Origin of the sequence: Variovorax sp. ZS18.2.2, from assembly GCF_024701975.1 — a bacterium.
Classification (GTDB): domain Bacteria; phylum Pseudomonadota; class Gammaproteobacteria; order Burkholderiales; family Burkholderiaceae_C; genus Variovorax.
The window spans coordinates 16,227-34,083 of sequence record NZ_JANLNM010000016.1; the positions used below are offsets into that span (position 1 = coordinate 16,227).

The 17,857-nt window shown below is 67.9% G+C and carries 21 protein-coding genes and 1 tRNA gene; 13 read left to right on the forward strand and 9 right to left on the reverse strand.

Annotation, left to right across the window (positions count from 1 at the left end):
* Window positions 1-8: 8 nt before the first annotated feature.
* On the reverse strand, window positions 9-1,295 hold the full coding sequence (locus NU688_RS33375; protein WP_257865265.1) for an efflux RND transporter periplasmic adaptor subunit: 1,287 nt from the start codon (window positions 1,293-1,295) through the stop codon (window positions 9-11).
* Window positions 1,296-1,475: 180 nt separating this feature from the next.
* Between NU688_RS33375 and NU688_RS33380 the strand changes: the two genes are divergently transcribed.
* From NU688_RS33380 to NU688_RS33395, 4 genes are all read left to right on the forward strand, one after another.
* A complete protein-coding gene (locus NU688_RS33380; RefSeq protein WP_374684725.1) occupies window positions 1,476-2,144 on the forward strand; it encodes a TetR family transcriptional regulator in 669 nt (222 codons plus the stop codon).
* Between the two features lie 43 nt (window positions 2,145-2,187).
* Window positions 2,188-2,262: transfer RNA gene (locus tag NU688_RS33385), tRNA-Arg, on the forward strand.
* Between the two features lie 131 nt (window positions 2,263-2,393).
* Entirely contained in the window at window positions 2,394-2,615 is a 222-nt protein-coding gene (locus NU688_RS33390; protein WP_257865267.1) for a hypothetical protein, read from the forward strand.
* Between the two features lie 77 nt (window positions 2,616-2,692).
* On the forward strand, window positions 2,693-3,421 hold the full coding sequence (locus NU688_RS33395; RefSeq protein ID WP_257865268.1) for a glutathione S-transferase: 729 nt from the start codon (window positions 2,693-2,695) through the stop codon (window positions 3,419-3,421).
* Here NU688_RS33395 and rsmI read toward each other — a convergent pair.
* Window positions 3,418-4,374 (reverse strand): 16S rRNA (cytidine(1402)-2'-O)-methyltransferase, encoded by a 957-nt coding sequence (gene rsmI, locus NU688_RS33400; RefSeq protein ID WP_257865269.1) that lies wholly within the window; start codon window positions 4,372-4,374, stop codon window positions 3,418-3,420. The two genes, NU688_RS33395 and rsmI, sit on opposite strands and share 4 nt — an antisense overlap.
* 52 nt (window positions 4,375-4,426) lie before the next feature.
* Here rsmI and NU688_RS33405 point away from each other — a divergent pair, with 52 nt between their 5' ends.
* The 3 genes from NU688_RS33405 (at window position 4,427) to NU688_RS33415 (ending at window position 6,341) form a co-directional block, all read left to right on the forward strand.
* Window positions 4,427-4,804: a YraN family protein gene (locus NU688_RS33405; RefSeq protein WP_257865271.1), complete on the forward strand. Its 378-nt coding sequence runs from the start codon at window positions 4,427-4,429 to the stop codon at window positions 4,802-4,804.
* 86 nt (window positions 4,805-4,890) lie between these two features.
* Window positions 4,891-5,535 carry an SIS domain-containing protein gene (locus NU688_RS33410; protein WP_257865272.1) on the forward strand — a complete coding sequence of 215 codons (645 nt, stop codon included), beginning with the start codon at window positions 4,891-4,893 and terminating at the stop codon, window positions 5,533-5,535.
* Entirely contained in the window at window positions 5,532-6,341 is an 810-nt protein-coding gene (locus tag NU688_RS33415) for a BON domain-containing protein (RefSeq protein WP_257865273.1), read from the forward strand. Before NU688_RS33410 ends, NU688_RS33415 begins: the two co-directional genes overlap by 4 nt.
* A 30-nt stretch (window positions 6,342-6,371) precedes the next feature.
* Here NU688_RS33415 and NU688_RS33420 read toward each other — a convergent pair whose 3' ends face one another.
* Complete coding sequence (locus tag NU688_RS33420) at window positions 6,372-7,280, reverse strand: NAD(P)-dependent oxidoreductase (RefSeq protein WP_257865274.1); 909 nt, start codon at window positions 7,278-7,280, stop codon at window positions 6,372-6,374.
* 88 nt (window positions 7,281-7,368) lie between these two features.
* Here NU688_RS33420 and NU688_RS33425 point away from each other — a divergent pair, with 88 nt between their 5' ends.
* Window positions 7,369-7,854, forward strand: coding sequence for a MerR family transcriptional regulator (locus NU688_RS33425; RefSeq protein ID WP_257865275.1), 486 nt, complete (start codon window positions 7,369-7,371; stop codon window positions 7,852-7,854).
* On the forward strand, window positions 7,851-9,401 hold the full coding sequence (locus NU688_RS33430) for an MFS transporter (RefSeq protein ID WP_257865276.1): 1,551 nt from the start codon (window positions 7,851-7,853) through the stop codon (window positions 9,399-9,401). Before NU688_RS33425 ends, NU688_RS33430 begins: the two co-directional genes overlap by 4 nt.
* A 13-nt stretch (window positions 9,402-9,414) precedes the next feature.
* On the opposite strand, the gene NU688_RS33435 is transcribed toward NU688_RS33430, so the two are convergent.
* Both NU688_RS33435 and NU688_RS33440 read right to left on the reverse strand, forming a co-directional pair.
* On the reverse strand, window positions 9,415-10,551 hold the full coding sequence (locus tag NU688_RS33435; protein ID WP_257865277.1) for a PilT/PilU family type 4a pilus ATPase: 1,137 nt from the start codon (window positions 10,549-10,551) through the stop codon (window positions 9,415-9,417).
* Between the two features lie 27 nt (window positions 10,552-10,578).
* Window positions 10,579-11,622: a type IV pilus twitching motility protein PilT gene (locus NU688_RS33440; RefSeq protein ID WP_013543830.1), complete on the reverse strand. Its 1,044-nt coding sequence runs from the start codon at window positions 11,620-11,622 to the stop codon at window positions 10,579-10,581.
* 51 nt (window positions 11,623-11,673) lie between these two features.
* Between NU688_RS33440 and NU688_RS33445 the strand changes: the two genes are divergently transcribed.
* Entirely contained in the window at window positions 11,674-12,375 is a 702-nt protein-coding gene (locus NU688_RS33445; protein ID WP_257865278.1) for a YggS family pyridoxal phosphate-dependent enzyme, read from the forward strand.
* A gap of 3 nt (window positions 12,376-12,378) precedes the next feature.
* Here the strand turns inward: NU688_RS33445 and NU688_RS33450 are convergent, their stop codons facing one another.
* The 3 genes from NU688_RS33450 to NU688_RS33460 all read right to left on the reverse strand — a co-directional run bounded on the left by NU688_RS33450 (window position 12,379) and on the right by NU688_RS33460 (window position 13,920).
* A complete protein-coding gene (locus tag NU688_RS33450) occupies window positions 12,379-12,846 on the reverse strand; it encodes an Lrp/AsnC ligand binding domain-containing protein (protein WP_013543828.1) in 468 nt (155 codons plus the stop codon).
* A 139-nt stretch (window positions 12,847-12,985) separates the two neighbouring features.
* Window positions 12,986-13,453 (reverse strand): hypothetical protein, encoded by a 468-nt coding sequence (locus tag NU688_RS33455; protein ID WP_257865279.1) that lies wholly within the window; start codon window positions 13,451-13,453, stop codon window positions 12,986-12,988.
* 131 nt (window positions 13,454-13,584) lie between these two features.
* Window positions 13,585-13,920, reverse strand: a complete 336-nt coding sequence (locus NU688_RS33460) for a DUF4148 domain-containing protein (protein ID WP_257865280.1) — start codon at window positions 13,918-13,920, stop codon at window positions 13,585-13,587.
* 246 nt (window positions 13,921-14,166) lie between these two features.
* Here NU688_RS33460 and NU688_RS33465 point away from each other — a divergent pair, with 246 nt between their 5' ends.
* The 3 genes from NU688_RS33465 (at window position 14,167) to NU688_RS33475 (ending at window position 16,893) form a co-directional block, all read left to right on the forward strand.
* Window positions 14,167-15,438, forward strand: coding sequence for a Glu/Leu/Phe/Val dehydrogenase (locus NU688_RS33465; RefSeq protein ID WP_257865281.1), 1,272 nt, complete (start codon window positions 14,167-14,169; stop codon window positions 15,436-15,438).
* A gap of 33 nt (window positions 15,439-15,471) precedes the next feature.
* The gene (locus tag NU688_RS33470) at window positions 15,472-16,125 is read left to right on the forward strand and encodes a nucleoside/nucleotide kinase family protein (protein WP_257865282.1); all 654 of its coding nucleotides are present in this window, start codon (window positions 15,472-15,474) and stop codon (window positions 16,123-16,125) included.
* Window positions 16,126-16,209: 84 nt separating this feature from the next.
* Window positions 16,210-16,893, forward strand: a complete 684-nt coding sequence (locus NU688_RS33475) for a DUF2242 domain-containing protein (RefSeq protein WP_257865283.1) — start codon at window positions 16,210-16,212, stop codon at window positions 16,891-16,893.
* A gap of 10 nt (window positions 16,894-16,903) precedes the next feature.
* Here NU688_RS33475 and rocF read toward each other — a convergent pair whose 3' ends face one another.
* Window positions 16,904-17,815 carry an arginase gene (rocF, locus tag NU688_RS33480; RefSeq protein ID WP_257865284.1) on the reverse strand — a complete coding sequence of 304 codons (912 nt, stop codon included), beginning with the start codon at window positions 17,813-17,815 and terminating at the stop codon, window positions 16,904-16,906.
* Between the last annotated feature and the right edge of the window lie 42 nt (window positions 17,816-17,857).

Below are 17,857 nucleotides of genomic sequence, written 5' to 3' on the forward strand. Positions count from 1 at the left end.
GCTCCTAATTACTTCTTCTCGGCCGGGGCGGACGCCTGGCCGTTCGCGGCGGGGGCGGCGCCAGGCGCGGGTGCCGCAGGTGCCGGGGCTGCGTTCGGGTCCGGCTTTTTCCAGGGCACGGCCTTCACGGGCGTGCCGGGCGGCATCATCTGCAGCTTCTGGAAGCCGTCGACCATCACCTGTTCGCCCGCTTTCAGGCCATCGAGCACCACCCACTGGTTGTCCTTGGCGGCGCTGATCTTCACGGTGCGCTTGCTGATCTTGCCGTCCTTGTCGACCACCGAGACGGTGTCGCCCTGCTGGGTGCGGGTGACGGCCTGCTGCGGCAGCGTGATCGCGTTGGTGGCCTGGGCCTGCTCGAGCTTCACGCGCACGTAGAGGCCGGGCAGCAGTTCGCCCTTGGGGTTGGGCACTTCGGCGCGCAGCGTGACCTGGCCGGTGGTCGAGTCGACCGTGAGGTCGGAGAACAGCAGCTTGCCGGGCAGCGGGTAGTCGCTGCCGTCTTCCAGCACGATGCTCACGCTGGCGGCTTCTTCGCCACCCGCGCGCTTGTACTGGCCAGCCGCCAGCGCGCGGCGCAGCTTCAGCACGTCGGAGGCCGACTGCGTGAAGTTCACGTACACCGGGTTGATCTGCTGCACCACGGCGAGCTCGGTGGCGTCGCCCTGGCCCACCAGCGCGCCTTCGGTCACGAGGGCGCGGCCGATGCGGCCTGCGATGGGCGAGGTCACGTCGGCATAGCCGAGGTTGATCTTCGCGGTCGTCACTGCGGCGCGACCCGAGGCCACGTCGGCTTCGGCGGTCTTTTGCGAGGCGACTGCGTTCGCGTACTCCTGCTTGCTCACCGCATTGGCCTCGACCAGCGGCTTGTAGCGGTCGGCGAGGGCCTTGGCCTGCACGGCGTTGGCTTCGGCGCGGGCCAGCGTGGCCTGGGCGTTCTGCGAAGCGGCCACCAGCGGTGCCGGGTCGATGCGGAACAGGAGCTGGCCTGCCTTCACGTCGCTGCCTTCGCGGAATTCGCGCTTGAGCAGGATGCCCGAGGCGCGGGCGCGGACCTGGGCGATGCGCGAGGCCTCCAGGCGGCCCGGCAGTTCTGTCACGAGGCCGACATCGGTCGGCGCGGCAACGACCACGCCCACTTCGGGGGCTGGCGGGTGGCCGCCGCCACCTGCGCCGCCCGGACCGGCGGGCGCATCGCCCTTGCCGCAGCCCGCGAGGACCAGCAGGACAACGGCGGCCACGGTCGCGAGACGCGGCGAAAAGGAGGATGAGCGCGAGACATGCAGGAGAGGCATGCGATTCCTTTGAAGCGAAGACGGGAGATGGCGTGTTCGCGAGGCGAACAGGAAGACAGCATAAACAGTCGGGCCATCGGGGAAGTCCGGTAGTTTACATACATTCATGGATGTATAGTGACTGCTCGCAATGGCCCCACGGCGTAGAAGGGGCGTTGCCTTTACAAATCAGGAGACTTGGTGGCACGTCGTACGAAGGAAGAAGCACTGGCTACGCGGAATCGGTTGCTCGATGCCGCAGAGCTGCTGTTTCAGGCGCAAGGCGTCTCGCAGACCTCGCTGCAGCAGATCGCGCAGCAGGCCGGCGCGACGCGCGGCGCCATCTACTGGCACTTCAAGGACAAGGCCGATCTCTTCAACGCGATGATGGAGCGCGTCATCCTGCCGCTGGAGGCCGGGCCCAAGAGCGATGCCGCGGCCGGCAGCGACGATCCGCTGGTCGAGATCGAGGAGGGCATGGTCCACGCGCTGACCCTCATGACGACCGACCCGCAGGTGCGTCGCGTGTTTGACGTCGCCACCCACAAGGTCGAATACACGCACGACATGGCCTCGGTGCAGCAGCGCCACCTCGATGCACGCAATGCCTGCGTGGTCGACTTCGAAAAAGCCCTGCGGCTGGCGGCCCGCCGCGCCCACGTCAAGCTGCCGGTGCCCAGCCACATGGCGGCGCAGGGCATGCATGCGCTGATCAGCGGCCTCATCCAGAACTGGCTGCTCGACCCGACGGCTTTCGACCTGGTACCGACCGGGCGGCGCACCCTCCGCGTCTATCTGGCGGGGCTCGGGTTCGAGCGTCCGGCGATCGGCGCGGTGGTTGCACATGAAGCCGAAACTGCTGTCGCCTGATAGGCGATAATCTCTGGCTCCGGACGTTTTCCGGAGCCTATCTCTCGCTGTATTTCAACGGATAGAATTCGGCCCTCCGAAGGCTGAGATCCAGGTTCGATTCCTGGCGGCGGGACCAAATACAAGACCGGAAGCCTCTCAAGGGCTTCCGGTTTTTTTCTTGGGTTTTCTCCTTCCGGCGTTCTCCCCGCGACCATTCACCACGCGCTGGCGTCTCCTCGCCACCGCGCACATGCAAGATTTCCACCGATGACGGAGTTGACTGATCTGGACGAGGCCAGCCTGGCGGAACACGCCGCGGAATGGCGCCGGCGCGCACTGCGCGGCGAGAAACAGGCGCGCGGCATCGCGCATGCCCTCGAGACCGAAATGCGCCGCCGCACCGGCGACACGGTCACCCAGAACATTGACCTGGACACCCGCCCGCAGGCACTGCGCCTCGCGCCACGGCCTTGGTGGAAATTCTGGTGAGCCTTCTTCTTCAGCAACGCGGCGCGTGAAGGGCCGGGCCGGTTGCAGGGCTGTACAGACCCTGACACCATGCCCGCATGCCTTACCAACTCCATTACTGGCCCACGATCCAGGGCCGCGGTGAATTCGTGCGGCTCGCGCTCGAGGCAGCGGGTGCCGACTATGTCGACGTGGCGCGGCTGCCCGAATCGAAAGGCGGTGGCGAATCAGCACTGGGCGAGCGGCTCGGCGACCCCAACAACGCCCGCGCAGCCTTTGCGCCGCCCTTCCTGGTCGACGGCGACATCGTGGTGGGCCAGACCGCCGCGATCCTGCTGTACCTCGGGCCGCGCCTGGGACTCTCGGGCGTCGGCGAATCCGACGGCCTGTGGACCCACCAGCTGCAGCTCACCATCGCCGACACGGTGGCCGAGGCGCACGACACGCACCATCCGATCTCGACCGGCGCCTATTATGAAGACCAGCGCGATGCCGCCGTGCAGCGTGCACGCGCTTTCCGCGAAGCGCGCATTCCCAAGTTCCTGAACTGGTTCGAGCAGGTGCTCCAGCGCAACCCCGCAGGCGATTTGCATCTGGTCGGCGACATGCTGACTTATGCCGATCTCTCGCTGTTCCAGCTGGTCGACGGCTTGCACTACGCGTTCCCGAAAGCCACCGTGCGAGCGTTGGCCCGCACACCGGCCGTCGAGAAGCTGCACGCCAACGTCAAGCGCCGCCAGCGCGTGCACGACTACCTGCAGAGCCCGCGCCGCATTGCGTTCAACGAGGACGGGATCTTCAGGCGGTATGCGGAGCTGGACGGTTAGTCGCCCGGCTCGTCGTTGCCGTCATTGCGGATGCGCAGCGCCGTCTCGTACAGCGCATTGCGCGGCGCCCCGCTGATCTCGGCAGCCAGCCGCACCGCGGTCTTCACGGGCAGTTCGGCCAGCAGCAGGCGCAGCACGCGCTCACCTTCCGCGCCGCCGTCGCCGCTCACCGCGACAGGGTGCAGCACCAGCGCGAATTCACCCCGAATGCGGTCGCGATCCGCGCTGAACCAGTCGGGAAGGGCGCTCGCCGCCACCGTCGCGATCTCCTCGAACTGCTTGGTGAGCTCGCGGCCCACGGTGATGCGGCGCTCGCCCAGCACGGCGAGTGCGCGCGCGAGGCTTTCGATACGGTGCGGCGCCTCCAGCAGCACCACGGCGCGCGGCTCCTGCGAGAGCGCCTGCACGGCGGTGTCGCGTTCGCCGGCCTTGCTCGGCAGGAAGCCCGCGAAGACGAAGGCGCTGCTCGCGTTGCCGTCCGCGCCATCTGCCACCAATCCGGCGGCGCCGATCAGCGTCGTGACGCTGCTCGCGCCCGGCAGCGGCAGCACGCGCTGGCCCGCCGCGCGCACGGCAGCGACGAGCCGCGCGCCGGGGTCGCTCACACCGGGCGTGCCGGCATCGCTGACGTAGGCGATGCGCTCTCCCTGCGCGAGCCGCGCGACCACGGCCTGTGCGGCCTCGGCTTCGTTGTGCTGGTGCACGGCCAGCAGCCGGGCGCCGGGGCGGTCGATGCCGTAGGCACGCAAGAGGCTCTGCGTGTGGCGCGTGTCCTCGCAGGCGATCACGTCGACCAGCTGCAGTACATGCAGCGCGCGCAGCGTGATGTCGGCCAGGTTGCCGATCGGCGTGGCGACCACGTAGAGCGTGGCCTGCGGATAATGCTGCGCACCCGCGGCGTCGTGCGCGGCCGCAAGGGCGGCGCCGAAAGAAGCAGGGGCGAGTGAAGCCAAGAGGTTTCTCCGTGAGAGCGAACGACAAAAAAAGAGAAGACGGCAGGGAGCCATGAAGATCAACACCACAACGAAGCGTCGCGGCGATGCGGCGGAAGACGCCGCGCTCGCGCATCTGCAGGACGCCGGCCTCGTGCTGATCGCCCGCAATTATCGAACGCCCGGCCGTGGCGGCGGCGAGATCGACCTGATCATGCGCGATCCGCGTGGTCCGGGCGGTGGCACGCTGGTGTTCGTCGAGGTCCGTCAGCGCAGTGCCGGCACGCATGGCGGCGCGGGCGGCAGCATCACGGGACTGAAGCAGCGGCGCATCGTGTTCGCCGCGCAGCACTACCTGGGCCGGCTGCGCTCGGTGCCGCCGTGCCGCTTCGATGTGGTGCTGGTCGAGGAGAAAATCACCTGGCTCCAGGCGGCGTTCGACGCGGCCTGATGCATCCATCGCGGGAACCGAAGCCCCGGCTGACGGCTCCACACACGAACTTCTTGTTTCACAGCCCCCAGTTATCATCCCGCCCCATGCTCGAGCAACGGATTCAGCAGCACTTCATCGACAGTGCCGACCTCAAATACCAGACCGGACCGGTCCTCAGCAAACCCATCTCTCAAGCGATGCAGGCCATCCTGGCCTGCGTGACCAGCGGCGGCAAGGTGCTGGCTTGCGGCGCCGGCGTGTCAGGTCTGCTGGCGGCGCAGTTCGCGGCGCAGTTCGTCGGCCGCTTCGAACGCGAGCGGCCCGAGCTGGGTGCGATCGCGCTGCCCGGCGACACCACCGACCCGGACGCCGACAGCGCCAATGCCATGGATGCCGACCGCTTCGCCCGCCAGGTGCGCGCGCTGGGCCAGGCTGGTGACGTGCTGCTCGCGTTGAGCGCCAGCGGCCAGTCGGCTGCGGTGCTCGCCGCCGTGCTGGCCGCGCATGAGCGCGACATGACCGTGGTCGCGCTGCTCGGCAATGCCGTCTCGGGTCCGCCCGCGGCGCCCGGCGCAGGCAGCAGCGGCACCGGTGGCGTCATCGGCCGTGCGCTGCGCGAAACCGACGTCCAGATCAGCGTGCCACACGAACGTGCGGCGCGCATCCATGAAGTCCACCTGCTCGCACTGCACTGCCTGTGCGACGGCGTGGATGCCCAGTTACTCGGAGAACAGGAAGCTTCCTCATGACCATGAACACCATGACGGCCACGTCGACCCAGCGTTTCGCCCTCGCACTCACCCTGGGTGCCGCCCTGGTCGCGGGCCTTTCGGCCTGCGTGCCCCTCGTGGTGGGTGGCGCCGTGGTGGCGGGCGTGGGCATGGTGGCGACCGATCGCCGCAGCTCCGGCGCCCAGCTCGACGACCAGGGCATCGAACTGCGTGCCGCCGCCCGCGTGCGCGACATCGCGAACGACCAGATGTACGTGAGCGTCACCAGCTACAACCGCCAGGTGCTGCTGACCGGCGCGGTGGGCAACGAGGCCGACCGTCGCCGCGTCGAGGACGAAGTGGGCCGCGTGGTGAACGTGCGCTCCGTGGTGAACGAGCTCACGCTCGGCGCGCCCAGCACCTTCCAGGACCGCTCGAACGATCTCTACATCACGGGCAAGGTCAAGGCCTCGCTGCTCGATGCGAAGGACATCTTCGCCAATTCGTTCAAGGTGATCACCGAGCGCGGCGTGGTCTACCTGATGGGCATCGCCACGCGGCGCGAGACCGATCGCGCGACCGAGATCACGCGCGGCGTGGGCGGTGTGGTGAAGGTGGTGCGCGTGGTCGAGGTGGTGAGCGAGGCCGACCTCGCCGCGAGCCAGGCCGCGAACCAGTCTTCGGCACAGCGTGGCGGCACGGGCCCCGCGCCGGTGAGCAACGCGACGCCGTCGGCGCCTTCTTCTTCGTCATCCTCGCGCGTGCCGTTGCCGCCGATGGAGCCGCTGCCGGCGCCGGGCTCGACGCCCGCGCAGCCGGCGGTGACGACCTCGCCGGTTCGCTGAAGCAAGAAGGCCCGCATCCGCGGGCCTTTTTCATTTGAGCCGGATGATCAGGCTCGATGTGTCCCAGCGCCTGCCGCCGGCCTGCTGCACGTCGGCATAGAACTGGTCGACCAGCGCCGTCACCGGCACGCGTGCGCCGTTGCGCTTGGCTTCGTCGAGCACCAGGCCCAGGTCCTTGCGCATCCAGTCGACCGCAAAACCGTAGTCGAACTTGCCGTCGATCATGGTCTTGCCGCGGTTGTCCATCTGCCAGCTCTGGGCCGCGCCCTTGCCAATGACGCCGAGCACGGCTTCCATGTCCAGCCCGGCGCGCTGGCCGAAGGCGATGGCCTCCGACAGGCCCTGCACCAGGCCCGCGATGGCGATCTGGTTCACCATCTTCGCGAGCTGGCCGGCACCACTTTTGCCCAGCAGTGTGACGGCGCGCGAAAACGCCGCCGCCACCGGCTTGATGCGCTCGAAGGCGGCCGCGTCGCCGCCGCACATCACGGTCAGCGCGCCGTTCTGCGCGCCGGCCTGGCCGCCGGACACCGGCGCGTCGATGAAGTGCAGGCCCAGCGCCTCGGCTGCCTTCGACAGCTCGCGCGCCACGTCGGCCGAAGCGGTCGTGTGGTCGACCAGCACGGCGCCCTTCTTCATGCCGGCGAAGGCGCCGTCGTCGCCCAGCACCACGGAGCGCAGGTCCTCGTCGTTGCCGACGCAGCAGAAGACGATGTCGGCGCCTGCCGCGGCTTCGCGCGGGGTGGTGGCGTGGCGGCCGGGTGGGCCGAATTCGGTGGCCCAGGCCTGGGCCTTGGCGGCCGTGCGGTTGTAGACCGTGACGCTGTGGCCGGCCTTGGCCAGGTGGCCGGCCATCGGCCCGCCCATGACGCCGAGGCCGAGAAAGGCCACCGTCTGCGCGGGGATGGATTCGTAGGTTCGGGTGTTGATGCTGCTCATAAGGCAAGAGCTTAAAGCCATTTCGTGACCGGTGTGATGGCCTCAAACCTGTACGTAAACGTACAGGTTTTAGTAGAATCGGCCCGTCATGACCACCGACGCCACCTCCCCCAAGACCATCACCGTGCGCGATGCCGCGGCCCGCCTGGGCGTGACGCCGCGCACGCTCAAGTACTACGAGGAGCTGGGCATCGTCGTGCCCGTGCGCAGCGAGGGCGGCTACCGGCTCTACGAGGCGGCCGATCTCGGCAAGCTGGCGCGGGTGCTGCGCATGCGCTCGCTGGGTTTCTCGCTCACGACCATCACCGCCATGCTGCAGCAGCCGATGGAGGCGCCGGCCGAGGGCGGGCGCCCCCGCCTGTCGAACGCTTCGCTGAAGACCCTGCGCGAAACGCTCGGCGAGCAGCTCGCCACGCTCGATGCGCGCGTCGCCCAGGTCCGCCGCGAGCTCAAGGAGGCCGCCGCATTGCAGGCGCAACTGCGCCGCGACCTCGACTATGTGGAGCGCCGCCTGGCCGGCGAGCCGGTGGAAGAGGCGCTGGAGCAGCGCCGCAAGGAGCGGCCTGCGCCATGAACTCCCCGGCCCTGGCATGGCCCTCGCGCGGCAACGCCGCCGTGGCGCTGCTGCCCTGGGCGATCGGCCTCGTGACGGCCATCGACTATTTCGACAACGCCCTGTTCGCTTTCTTCGCGAGCTACATCGCGGGCGGCGTGAACGCGTCGCCCGACGAGCTGGTCTGGGCCTCGAGCGCCTACGCACTCGGCGCCGTGCTCGGCATCCTGCACCAGCATGCGTGGATCGAGCGGCTGGGCTACCGGCGCTACCTCGCGATCTGCATGTTCGCCTTCGCCGCGGGCGGCGTGGGCGCGGCGCTGTGCGAAAGCTCGATGCAGCTCACGTTCGTGCGCGCGGTGCAGGGCTACTTCGTCGGCCCGATGCTCGGCGCCTGCCGCATCCTGATCCAGATCGGCATTCCACCCGCGCGGCGCGGCAAGGCGCTCAAGGCCTTCATGGTGCTGATCGTGTTCGGCGGCGCGCTGGCACCGATCGCCGGTGCCTTCCTGGTCACCAACTTCGACTGGCGCTGGCTCTTCGCGAGCACCGCGCCGGTGGCCGCGCTGATCGGCCTGTTGGTGCTCTGGACCTTGCCCGACATCGGCGACGTCGCGCCGCACGAACGCACCGAGCCGCACTACGTCGCCTACCTCGTGTTCGCGCTCGCGCAGGCGGCGCTGCAGGTGGTGCTGACGCGCTCGCACTTCGAACTCTTCACCGGCTCGCCGGCGCTGATCGGCCTCACGATCGCCGGCGTGGCGGGGCTCGCATGGTTCGGTTGGCAGCAGTGGCGGCATCCCGCGCCGCTGGTGCGGCTGCATGCGCTGCGGAACGCATCCTTTCGCGTGGGGCTCGCGCTCTACGTCGTCTATTACTACCTGTCGACGGGTTTCAGCTACCTGCTGCCGCGGCTGATGGAAGGCGGGCTCGGTTTCACCGTGGGCGACACCGGGTACTTCACGGGTGCGATGTCGCTGGCCACCGGGTTGCTGGTGTTCGTCTACCTGCGGTTTTCAGGGCGGCTCACGCGCAAGAAGTGGCTCATCGTCGCGGGCTTCGGCATCGCGGCGCTGGCGGCGTGGTGGCTGTCGCGGGTCACGCCGCAGGCGGGGCGCGAGGCCCTTGTCGTGCCGTTGCTGCTGCGCGGGCTCTTGATGCTCTTCGTCGTGCTGCCGGTGGCCAACCTCACCTTCCGCCCCTTCGCCGCCGAGGAGTTCGCGCACGGCTATCGGCTCAAGAATCTGGTGCGCCAGCTCGCCATTTCGTTCGCGACCTCGAGCGTGATCGCGCTGCAGCAGCACCGCCAGGCGTTGCACGAGGTGCGGCTGAGCGAGTCGGCGAACCCGGCCAATTCCGCCTTCATGCAGGCGCTGGATTCATTGACCCATGGATTCGCGGCCGCAGGGCATGCCGCCGGCGAGGCGCATGCCATGGCGCTCGGCACGCTGTGGCGCACGCTCGAGCAGCAGGCGACCTTCATGGCCTCGCTCGACGGGTTCACGGCGATGGCCGTGATTGCACTGACAGCGGGGATCTTCGCCGCGTGGCAGCGGCAGATCGACTAGCGGGCTTCCCCGATCAAACGATCGCGAAGTGCTCGGTGCCGGCGGCCAGGTCGGTGCTGCGCGCACGCTGGCTGTTGAGCTTGATCTGCAGCCGCAGGTCGTTGGCCGAGTCGGCGTTGCGGATCGCGTCTTCGAAGGTGATCGAGTGGCTTTCGAACAGGTCGAACAGCGCCTGGTCGAAGGTCTGCATGCCCAAGTTGCGGCTCTTGCGCATGATCTCCTTGATTTCGCCGACCTCGCCCTTGAAGATCAGGTCGGAAATCAGCGGCGTGTTCAGCAGCACCTCGACGGCGGCCACGCGGCCCTGGCCGTCTTCGGTCGGCACCAGGCGCTGCGAGACCAGCGAGCGCAGGTTCAGCGACAAGTCCATCAAGAGCTGCGCGCGGCGCTCTTCGGGGAAGAAGTTGATGATCCGGTCCAGCGCCTGGTTGGCGCTGTTGGCGTGTAGCGTGGCCATGCAGAGGTGACCCGTTTCGGCGAAGGCCACCGCGTGCTCCATGGTTTCGCGGTCGCGGATTTCGCCCATCAGGATCACGTCGGGCGCCTGGCGCAGCGTGTTCTTGAGCGCCGCTTCCCAGCTGTCGGTGTCGATGCCCACTTCGCGCTGCGTGATCACGCAGTTCTTGTGCGGGTGCACGAATTCGACCGGGTCTTCCACCGTGACGATGTGGCCGTAGGAGTTTTCGTTGCGCCAATCGATCATCGCGGCCAGCGTGGTCGACTTGCCCGAGCCCGTGGCGCCCACCATGATGGTGAGGCCGCGCTTGGTCATCGACACATCCTTCAGGATCTGCGGCATGCCCAGGCCGTCGATGGTCGGCAGCTTGGCGGGAATGGTCCGCAGCACCATGCCGACCTTGCCCTGCTGCACGAAGGCGTTGACGCGGAAGCGCCCGATACCGGTCGGCGAGATCGCGAAGTTGCACTCCTTGGAGCGCTCGAAATCGGCCACCTGCCGGTCGTTCATGACCGAGCGCGTGAGCGCCAGCGTGTGCTGCGCGCCCAGCGCCTGCTGCGACACCTTGGTGACCTTGCCGTCGACCTTGATCGCGGGCGGGAAGTCGGCGGTGATGAACAGGTCGCTGCCGTTGCGGCTCACCATGAGCTTGAGCAGGTCGTTGATGAACTGGCTGGCTTGATCGCGTTCCATGATGTCGGTACTCCGATGGGCTGTGGATCAGCCGGGGAAATTTTCTGGGATCTTTGCTTTTCCGCGGGCTTCTGCGGCGGAAATCGTATTGCGGCGAACCAGCTCCATCAGGTTCTGGTCCAGCGTCTGCATGCCGGAGCCCTGGCCGGTCTGGATGGTGGAGTACATCTGCGCCACCTTGGCCTCGCGGATCAGGTTCCGGATGGCGGGCGTGCCCAGCATGATCTCGTGCGCCGCCACGCGGCTCTGGCCGTCCTTGGTCTTGCACAGCGTCTGCGAAATCACGGCCTGCAGCGACTCCGAGAGCATCGCGCGGATCATTTCTTTCTCTTCGCCCGGGAACACGTCGATGATCCGGTCGATGGTCTTGGCGGCCGACGAGGTGTGCAGCGTGCCGAACACCAAGTGGCCCGTTTCGGCCGCGGTCATCGCGAGGCGAATGGTTTCCAGGTCGCGCAGCTCGCCCACCAGGATGGCGTCCGGGTCTTCGCGCAGGGCAGAGCGCAGCGCGTTGGAGAACGACAGCGTCATCGGCCCCACTTCGCGCTGGTTGATGAGGCACTTCTTCGATTCGTGCACGAATTCGATCGGGTCTTCCACCGTGAGGATGTGGCCGTACTCGTTTTCGTTGAGGTAGTTCACCATCGCCGCGAGCGTGGTCGACTTGCCCGAGCCCGTGGGGCCCGTCACCAGCACCAGCCCGCGTGGCTTGAGGGCCAGTTCACCGAAAATCTTCGGTGCGTTCAGCTGCTCCAGCGTGAGGATCTTCGAGGGAATGGTCCGGAACACCGCGGCCGCGCCGCGTGCCTGGTTGAAGGCGTTCACGCGGAAGCGCGCGAGGCCGTCGATCTCGAACGAGAAGTCGACCTCCAGGAACTCTTCGTAGTGCTTGCGGTGCGTGTCGCTCATGATGTCGTACACCATCGCGTGCACGCCCTTGTGGTCGAGCGCATCGACATTGATGCGGCGCACGTCGCCATTGACGCGGATCATGGGCGGCAGCCCGGCCGACAAGTGCAGGTCGGAGGCTTTGTTCTTGACGCTGAATGCCAGCAGTTGGGTGATGTCCACGGGGCTCCTCGGCTCGAGTTCGGTGACGTTTTGATACGATTTTGGACGATTATGACGATGATTGGCGACGACCTCCAGCAAGTAAAGAACCGGATCGAGGCGGCATGTGTAACGGCCGGCCGCGACCCGGCCGGGGTCCGGCTGCTGGCGGTGTCCAAGACCTTCGGGGCCGACGCGGTGCGCGAGGCGCATGCGGCCGGTCAAACGGCCTTCGGCGAGAACTACGTGCAGGAGGGGCTGGACAAGATCGAGGCGCTCGCCGATCTGCGCGCCTCCCTCGAATGGCACTGCATCGGCCCTCTGCAAAGCAACAAGACGCGGCCGGTGGCCGAGCAGTTCGACTGGGTCCACAGCGTCGACCGGCTCAAGATTGCCGAGCGTCTGTCGGCGCAGCGGCCGGCTCATCTGGCGCCGCTCAATGTATGCCTTCAGGTTAACGTGGACGGCGGGGCGAACAAGTCCGGCGTGCCGCCGGAAGAGGCCGTCGAACTCGCCCGCGCTGTGGCGGCGTTGCCACATCTGCGGCTGCGCGGGCTCATGGTGATCCCCGAACCGGCGCCGGATTTCGCGGCGCAGCGCGATCTGTGCCTGCGGGCGCATGCAGTTTTCGAATCGATCAGGGGAGCGGGCATCGAACTCGACACGCTCTCGCTCGGCATGAGCGCAGACCTCGAAGCGGCGATCAGCGCCGGCAGCACGATGGTGCGGGTCGGCACCGCCATCTTCGGCGGCCGGGCCCGAAAACCCGCTTGAGCTTCAGATCCCCAGCGGCAGCCGCGCGCTGCTCTTCACTTCTTCCATCACCGCATAGGTCCGCGTCTCGCGCACGCCGGGCAGCTGCCACAGCACCGTGCCCGCGAACTCGCGGTATGCGGCCATGTCGGCCATGCGGGTCTTGAGCAGATAGTCGAAGCCGCCGGCGACCATGTGGCATTCCATGATTTCGTCGCGCACCTGCACCGCGGCCTTGAACTGGTCGAACACGTTGGGCGTGGTGCGGTCGAGCAGCACCTCGACGAACACCGTGAAGCCCCGGCCCAGCTTCTCGGGGTCCAGGCGCGCCTCGTAGCCCAGGATGAAGCCGTCGCGCGTCAGGCGCTGCACGCGCGCCAGCACCGCGGTGGGCGAGAGCGCCACCGCCTCGGCCAGCTTGAGGTTGGTGATGCGCCCATCCTCCTGAAGGATCTTCAGCAGGCGCAGGTCGATGCGGTCCAGGTCGAGCATCGGAGAATTATCCGGTTCCGGCATCGATTCTTTGCAGAAGATGCGGCCTATGGCGGCTGGCCATAGGAGATAGAACCGAGGAAATGCCCTGTGCCTACCCCGCGCGGACCCTTTCCGTGGCGCGCAGTTCCTTCCCGGTTCAGCGCACGGTGGTGCGCGACTGCGCAGCCGCCTGCTGGCCCTTGAGTTGATCGACCAGCGCGCCGTAGGCGGGGCTCGCACGCAGCTTGGTGTATTCGGCCATGGCCTGGCGGTAGGCGGGCCGCGTCGGGTCGGCACCGGCCTCGCTGTTCTGCAGCGCCGCCATCCCGGACTGGACCCAGAGGCGTGCATCGGCCGCCACGGCGGCGCGGCTGTTCGCGGGACCGACGGCAGTCGGCGGCGCGTAGCTGGCGGTGTAGCCCTGCGTGGGCGCGCTCTTGAGCCACTGCTGTGCATCGGTCGTCACGGCAGCGCGCGTTGTGGACGAGGCGAGCGGCACGGGCCGCGGATCGCCTTCGGCGTAGTTGCCTGCAAGGCTCGGTGCCGAGGCGATGGCCAGCAGTGCGGCGACGGTAGCGGTGCCCAGGATGCGGGTGGTGCGGGTGGTGGAAGAAGAGGACTTCATTTGCTAGCTCCTTGAGGTGGTTGGTTGGTGAAGCCAACTCTATGAAGTGGATCTGCGCGATCGATAACCGGTCGATGACAGTTTGGTTATCTGCGGCGGCCCCTGCGTACCCGGGCCGCTGGCTGTGCCTTCTATCGCTCGCCCGAAGGGATCGTCCCTTCGCGCATGGCCTTGATCGCTTCCGCCTCCACGGCCTCGCGCGTGGCCGGCTGGCCCGTGCGGGGTGCGGGCCAAGGCGCGCCGCGGCTTACCGTCTTCCACGCGGGCTGCTTTTGCGCCGCCTCGAGTTCGGCGACGACCTTGTCGCGCGACGGCTCCTGGCGCAGATGCCCGGGATAGCGTTCCACCCCGGCCTCGGTGGGCGCGAAGTGGTATTCGCCGGCGGCCGAAGCGGCCAGGGGCGCCAGCGCGGCGAAGGCCAGGGCGGCTGTGGACAGCGGGGCGAGGAAAAGCGTGCGGTGCAACATGATGAGGATCTCCTTGGGTTGTCGTTCGCCGGCGCCAGATGGCGCCGGCGAACCAATCTAGGAATCCAGGCCGTCAATGGCCGCACGCCGCGATTACATCGGCGCAATCCAGGCAAGGGGTGGTCGGGAACAACGCCGCATAACGTCTCTTGCATAACCGTCAGCGCGGCGCGCATAAGCCATGGCGCGACGGGCGCGAGAGGTCTATCGTTGCGGCCACCTCAGTTCCAACCCAAGGGATCTCTCATGAGTGAAAAACTCTCCTTCGTCTCCCCCACCGCCAACAGCCCGTGGGGAACGTACCTCTCCCAGGTCGACCGTGTCGTGCCGTACCTCGGCCCGCTGGCTCGCTGGGTCGAAACCCTCAAGCGCCCCAAGCGCGCGCTGATCGTCGACGTGCCGATCGAAATGGACGACGGCCGCATTGCCCACTACGAGGGCTACCGCGTGCAGCACAACATGAGCCGCGGCCCGGGCAAGGGCGGCGTGCGCTTCCACCCCGACGTCACGCTCGAAGAAGTGATGGCCCTGTCGGCCTGGATGACCATCAAGACCGCCGCGGTGAACCTGCCCTACGGCGGCGCCAAGGGCGGCATCCGCGTCGATCCGAAGAAGCTCTCGCAGAACGAACTGGAAAAGATCACCCGCCGCTACACCAGCGAGATCGGCATCATCATCGGCCCGCACACCGACATCCCCGCGCCCGACGTCAACACCAACGGCCAGATCATGGCCTGGATGATGGACACCTACTCGATGAACACCGGCGGCACCGCCACCGGCGTCGTCACCGGCAAGCCGCTGCACCTGGGCGGTTCGCTCGGCCGCGTGAAGGCCACCGGCCGCGGCGTGTTCGTCACCGGCCGCGAAGCGGCCCGTCGCCTGGGCCTGGACCTGCGCGGCGCGCGCATCGCGGTGCAGGGCTTCGGCAACGTGGGCTCGGTCGCGGCCGAGCTCTTTGCCGAAGCGGGCGCCAAGATCGTGGCGGTGCAGGACCACACCGGCACCATCGTCAACACCAACGGCCTGGACCTCGCGACGCTCATCCCCATCGCCAACAAGGATGGCGTCATCGCCTTCAAGGGCGGCGACGTGGTGCCCAACGAAGCCTTCTGGGACACGGCCTGCGACATCCTGATCCCGGCCGCCCTCGAAGGCCAGATCACCGCCGAGCGCGCACAGAAAACGACCGCCAAGCTGGTGCTCGAAGGCGCCAACGGCCCCACGGTGCCCACGGCCGACGACATCCTCGCCGAGCGCGGCGTGCTGGTGGTGCCCGACGTGATCTGCAACGCCGGCGGCGTGACGGTGAGCTACTTCGAATGGGTGCAGGACTTCTCGTCCTTCTTCTGGGACGAGGACGAGATCAACGTGCGCCTGGACCGCATCATGATGAACGCGCTCAACCAGATCTGGGACACGGCCGACAAGCACAAGATCACGCTGCGCACGGCGACGTATGCGGTGGCTTGCGAGCGCATCCTGATGGCGCGTCAAGAGCGCGGCCTGTACCCGTGATTTTTTGACAGGAAGGGACGGTACGCTCGGGGCATGACCACCATCCCCGTGCAAAACCTCCCCTCCATTCCCGCGGACGGCCTGGCCCGTCTGCAGGCCCTGATGGCCAGCGGGCAGCGCAAGCTGCTGGGGCTGGTCGGCGCGCCCGGCGCGGGCAAGTCCACGCTCGCGATGGCGCTGCTCGAAGCCGTCGGCGCCGACCGTGCGCAGGTCGTGCCGATGGACGGCTTCCACCTCGCTAACGTCGAACTCCAGCGTCTTGGCCGTGCCGACCGCAAGGGCGCGCCCGACACCTTCGACAGCGCCGGCTACGTGGCCCTGCTTCAGCGGCTGCGCGACCAGCAGCCCGACGGCGACATCGTCTACGCCCCCGAATTCCGCCGCGAGATCGAGGAACCGATCGCCGGCGCCATCGCGGTGCTGCCCTCGACGCAGCTCGTCATCACCGAGGGCAACTACCTGCTGCACGACGTCGGCCCCTGGGCTGGCGCGGCGGCGATGCTCGATGAAGTCTGGTATGTCGACATCGACGACGCGGTGCGCGAGGCACGGCTGGTCGCACGCCACCAGCAGTTCGGCCGCAGCGCCGAGGCTGCACGCGACTGGGTGGCCAGCACTGATGCGCCCAACGCACGGCTGATCGCCGCCACCAAGGCGCGGGCGCATCACGTGCTGATGTGGTCCTGAAAATAGTCCGCCGCGAGGGAACGTCGGCGCGTTGCCGCGCTCGAAGCCTTGCCGGCGGAGGCGCCGGTTAGCATTCGCCGCGCCATGCCGTCCCACTTCAATTCCTTTTCCTCCGCTTCTTCCTTTCGCACGTCGGTCCTCGTCCTGGGCCTGCTGTCCGCCCTCGTGCTCGCCGGCTGCGGCAGCGCCTCGCGGCGCGTGTCGTACGAGCCGGAGGAGTTCGACTCCACCACCACCCACACGCGCAACTACGCCGCCACCGAGGCCCAGACCTGCGAGGCCGCGCGGCGCGCGCTGCTGAGCCAGGGCTACATGGTCACCGCGGCCAACGCCGACCTGGTGACCGGGCGCAAGAGTTTCCAGCCGGCCGCCGAAGTGCACGTCGAGGTCGAGTTCCGCGTGGTCTGCGCACGAGAGGGCGGCAAGTCCGGCAAGCAGAGCACCGTGGCTTTCGCAACCGCGCTGCAGGACCGCTACGGCATCAAGAAGGTCAACAACTCGGCCAGCGTGGGCGTCGGCGCGATCGGCTCGCTCTCGCTGCCGTTCTCCGGCAGCGACGACGCGATGGTCAAGGTGGCCAGCGAGACGCTGACCGACGAACGTTTCTACGACCGCTTCTTCACGCTGCTCGACCGTTTCCTCGAAGGCGGTGGCGCCGATGCACCGCCGGACATGCCGGCCGAAGCGCCGGCGGCGCCTCCCGCGCCCGCGGCGCCTCCCGCGCCCGCGACCAGCTTCCCGGTCGCTCCCTCGCCGAACCGCGGCTGAACGCCTAGGGTCAACGCACCAGCGTTGACTTGCCGAACAGGCTCTCGATCAGCTCCACAGCGATTTCTGCGGTCTGGTTGCGCACATCGAGCGCGGGGTTGAGTTCCACCACGTCGAGCGAACAGAGCCGCCCGGTGTCGGAGATCATTTCCATGCACAGCTGCATCTCGCGATAAGTCGGGCCGCCGCGCACGCCAGTGCCCACGCCGGGCGCGATGTTGGGGTCCAGGCAGTCGAGGTCGAAGCTCACGTGCAGATGGGTGTCCTCGTCCACGTCCTGCAGCGCCTCGGTCATGGTGGTGCGCATGCCGTGCTCGTCGATGTGGCGCATGTCGAACACGTTCAGGCCGAAGGTGCGAATGGCTTCCTTCTCGGCGCCATCGACGCTGCGGATGCCGATGAAGCGGATCGCCTCGTGCGCCAGCGCCGCGGGCTCGCCGCTCCAGCCGGTCAGCTCCGCGGGACCGTGGCCCAGCAGGCACGAGACCGGCATGCCGTGCAGGTTGCCGCTGGGGCTCGTCGTTTCGGTGTTGACGTCGGAATGCGCATCGAGCCACAGCACGCGCAGCTTCTTGCCGCGCTTGCGCGCATGCCACGCCACCGCGCTGATCGAGCCGATGGCCAGGCAGTGGTCGCCGCCCATCATCAGCGGCACGTGGTTCGCGCCCAGCGCGGTGTCGACGGCGTTGTAGACCGAGCGGTTCCACGCGATCACCTCGGCGAGGTGGCGCAGTCCGTTGGCCGGCGGTGCCCAGGGCGTGGCCGGGCCTGCGAGGTTGCCGCGGTCGATGACCATGAAGCCTTGCTTGGCGAGCGCTTCGGCCACGCCCGCCACGCGCAGCGCGTCGGGGCCCATGCCCGCGCCGCGAACGCTGGCGCCGATGTCGGTCGGCGCGCCGATCAGTTCGAGGGTGGTGTTCATTCAGTTGACCTCCGTGCTTCGTACTGGGTTCGGCCCGCCTGG

Bases quoted from the DNA above. Each gene is read 5' to 3' on its own strand.
- NU688_RS33375 (WP_257865265.1), bottom strand. From the start codon at position 1,295: ATGCCTCTCCTGCATGTCTCGCGCTCATCCTCCTTTTCGCCGCGTCTC.
- NU688_RS33390 (WP_257865267.1), top strand. From the start codon at position 2,394: ATGACGGAGTTGACTGATCTGGACGAGGCCAGCCTGGCGGAACACGCC.
- NU688_RS33395 (WP_257865268.1), top strand. From the start codon at position 2,693: ATGCCTTACCAACTCCATTACTGGCCCACGATCCAGGGCCGCGGTGAA.
- NU688_RS33405 (WP_257865271.1), top strand. From the start codon at position 4,427: ATGAAGATCAACACCACAACGAAGCGTCGCGGCGATGCGGCGGAAGAC.
- NU688_RS33410 (WP_257865272.1), top strand. From the start codon at position 4,891: ATGCTCGAGCAACGGATTCAGCAGCACTTCATCGACAGTGCCGACCTC.
- NU688_RS33415 (WP_257865273.1), top strand. From the start codon at position 5,532: ATGACCATGAACACCATGACGGCCACGTCGACCCAGCGTTTCGCCCTC.
- NU688_RS33420 (WP_257865274.1), bottom strand. From the start codon at position 7,280: ATGAGCAGCATCAACACCCGAACCTACGAATCCATCCCCGCGCAGACG.
- NU688_RS33425 (WP_257865275.1), top strand. From the start codon at position 7,369: ATGACCACCGACGCCACCTCCCCCAAGACCATCACCGTGCGCGATGCC.
- NU688_RS33430 (WP_257865276.1), top strand. From the start codon at position 7,851: ATGAACTCCCCGGCCCTGGCATGGCCCTCGCGCGGCAACGCCGCCGTG.
- NU688_RS33435 (WP_257865277.1), bottom strand. From the start codon at position 10,551: ATGGAACGCGATCAAGCCAGCCAGTTCATCAACGACCTGCTCAAGCTC.
- NU688_RS33445 (WP_257865278.1), top strand. From the start codon at position 11,674: ATGACGATGATTGGCGACGACCTCCAGCAAGTAAAGAACCGGATCGAG.
- NU688_RS33450 (WP_013543828.1), bottom strand. From the start codon at position 12,846: ATGCTCGACCTGGACCGCATCGACCTGCGCCTGCTGAAGATCCTTCAG.
- NU688_RS33455 (WP_257865279.1), bottom strand. From the start codon at position 13,453: ATGAAGTCCTCTTCTTCCACCACCCGCACCACCCGCATCCTGGGCACC.
- NU688_RS33460 (WP_257865280.1), bottom strand. From the start codon at position 13,920: ATGTTGCACCGCACGCTTTTCCTCGCCCCGCTGTCCACAGCCGCCCTG.
- NU688_RS33465 (WP_257865281.1), top strand. From the start codon at position 14,167: ATGAGTGAAAAACTCTCCTTCGTCTCCCCCACCGCCAACAGCCCGTGG.
- NU688_RS33470 (WP_257865282.1), top strand. From the start codon at position 15,472: ATGACCACCATCCCCGTGCAAAACCTCCCCTCCATTCCCGCGGACGGC.
- NU688_RS33475 (WP_257865283.1), top strand. From the start codon at position 16,210: ATGCCGTCCCACTTCAATTCCTTTTCCTCCGCTTCTTCCTTTCGCACG.
- rocF (WP_257865284.1), bottom strand. From the start codon at position 17,815: ATGAACACCACCCTCGAACTGATCGGCGCGCCGACCGACATCGGCGCC.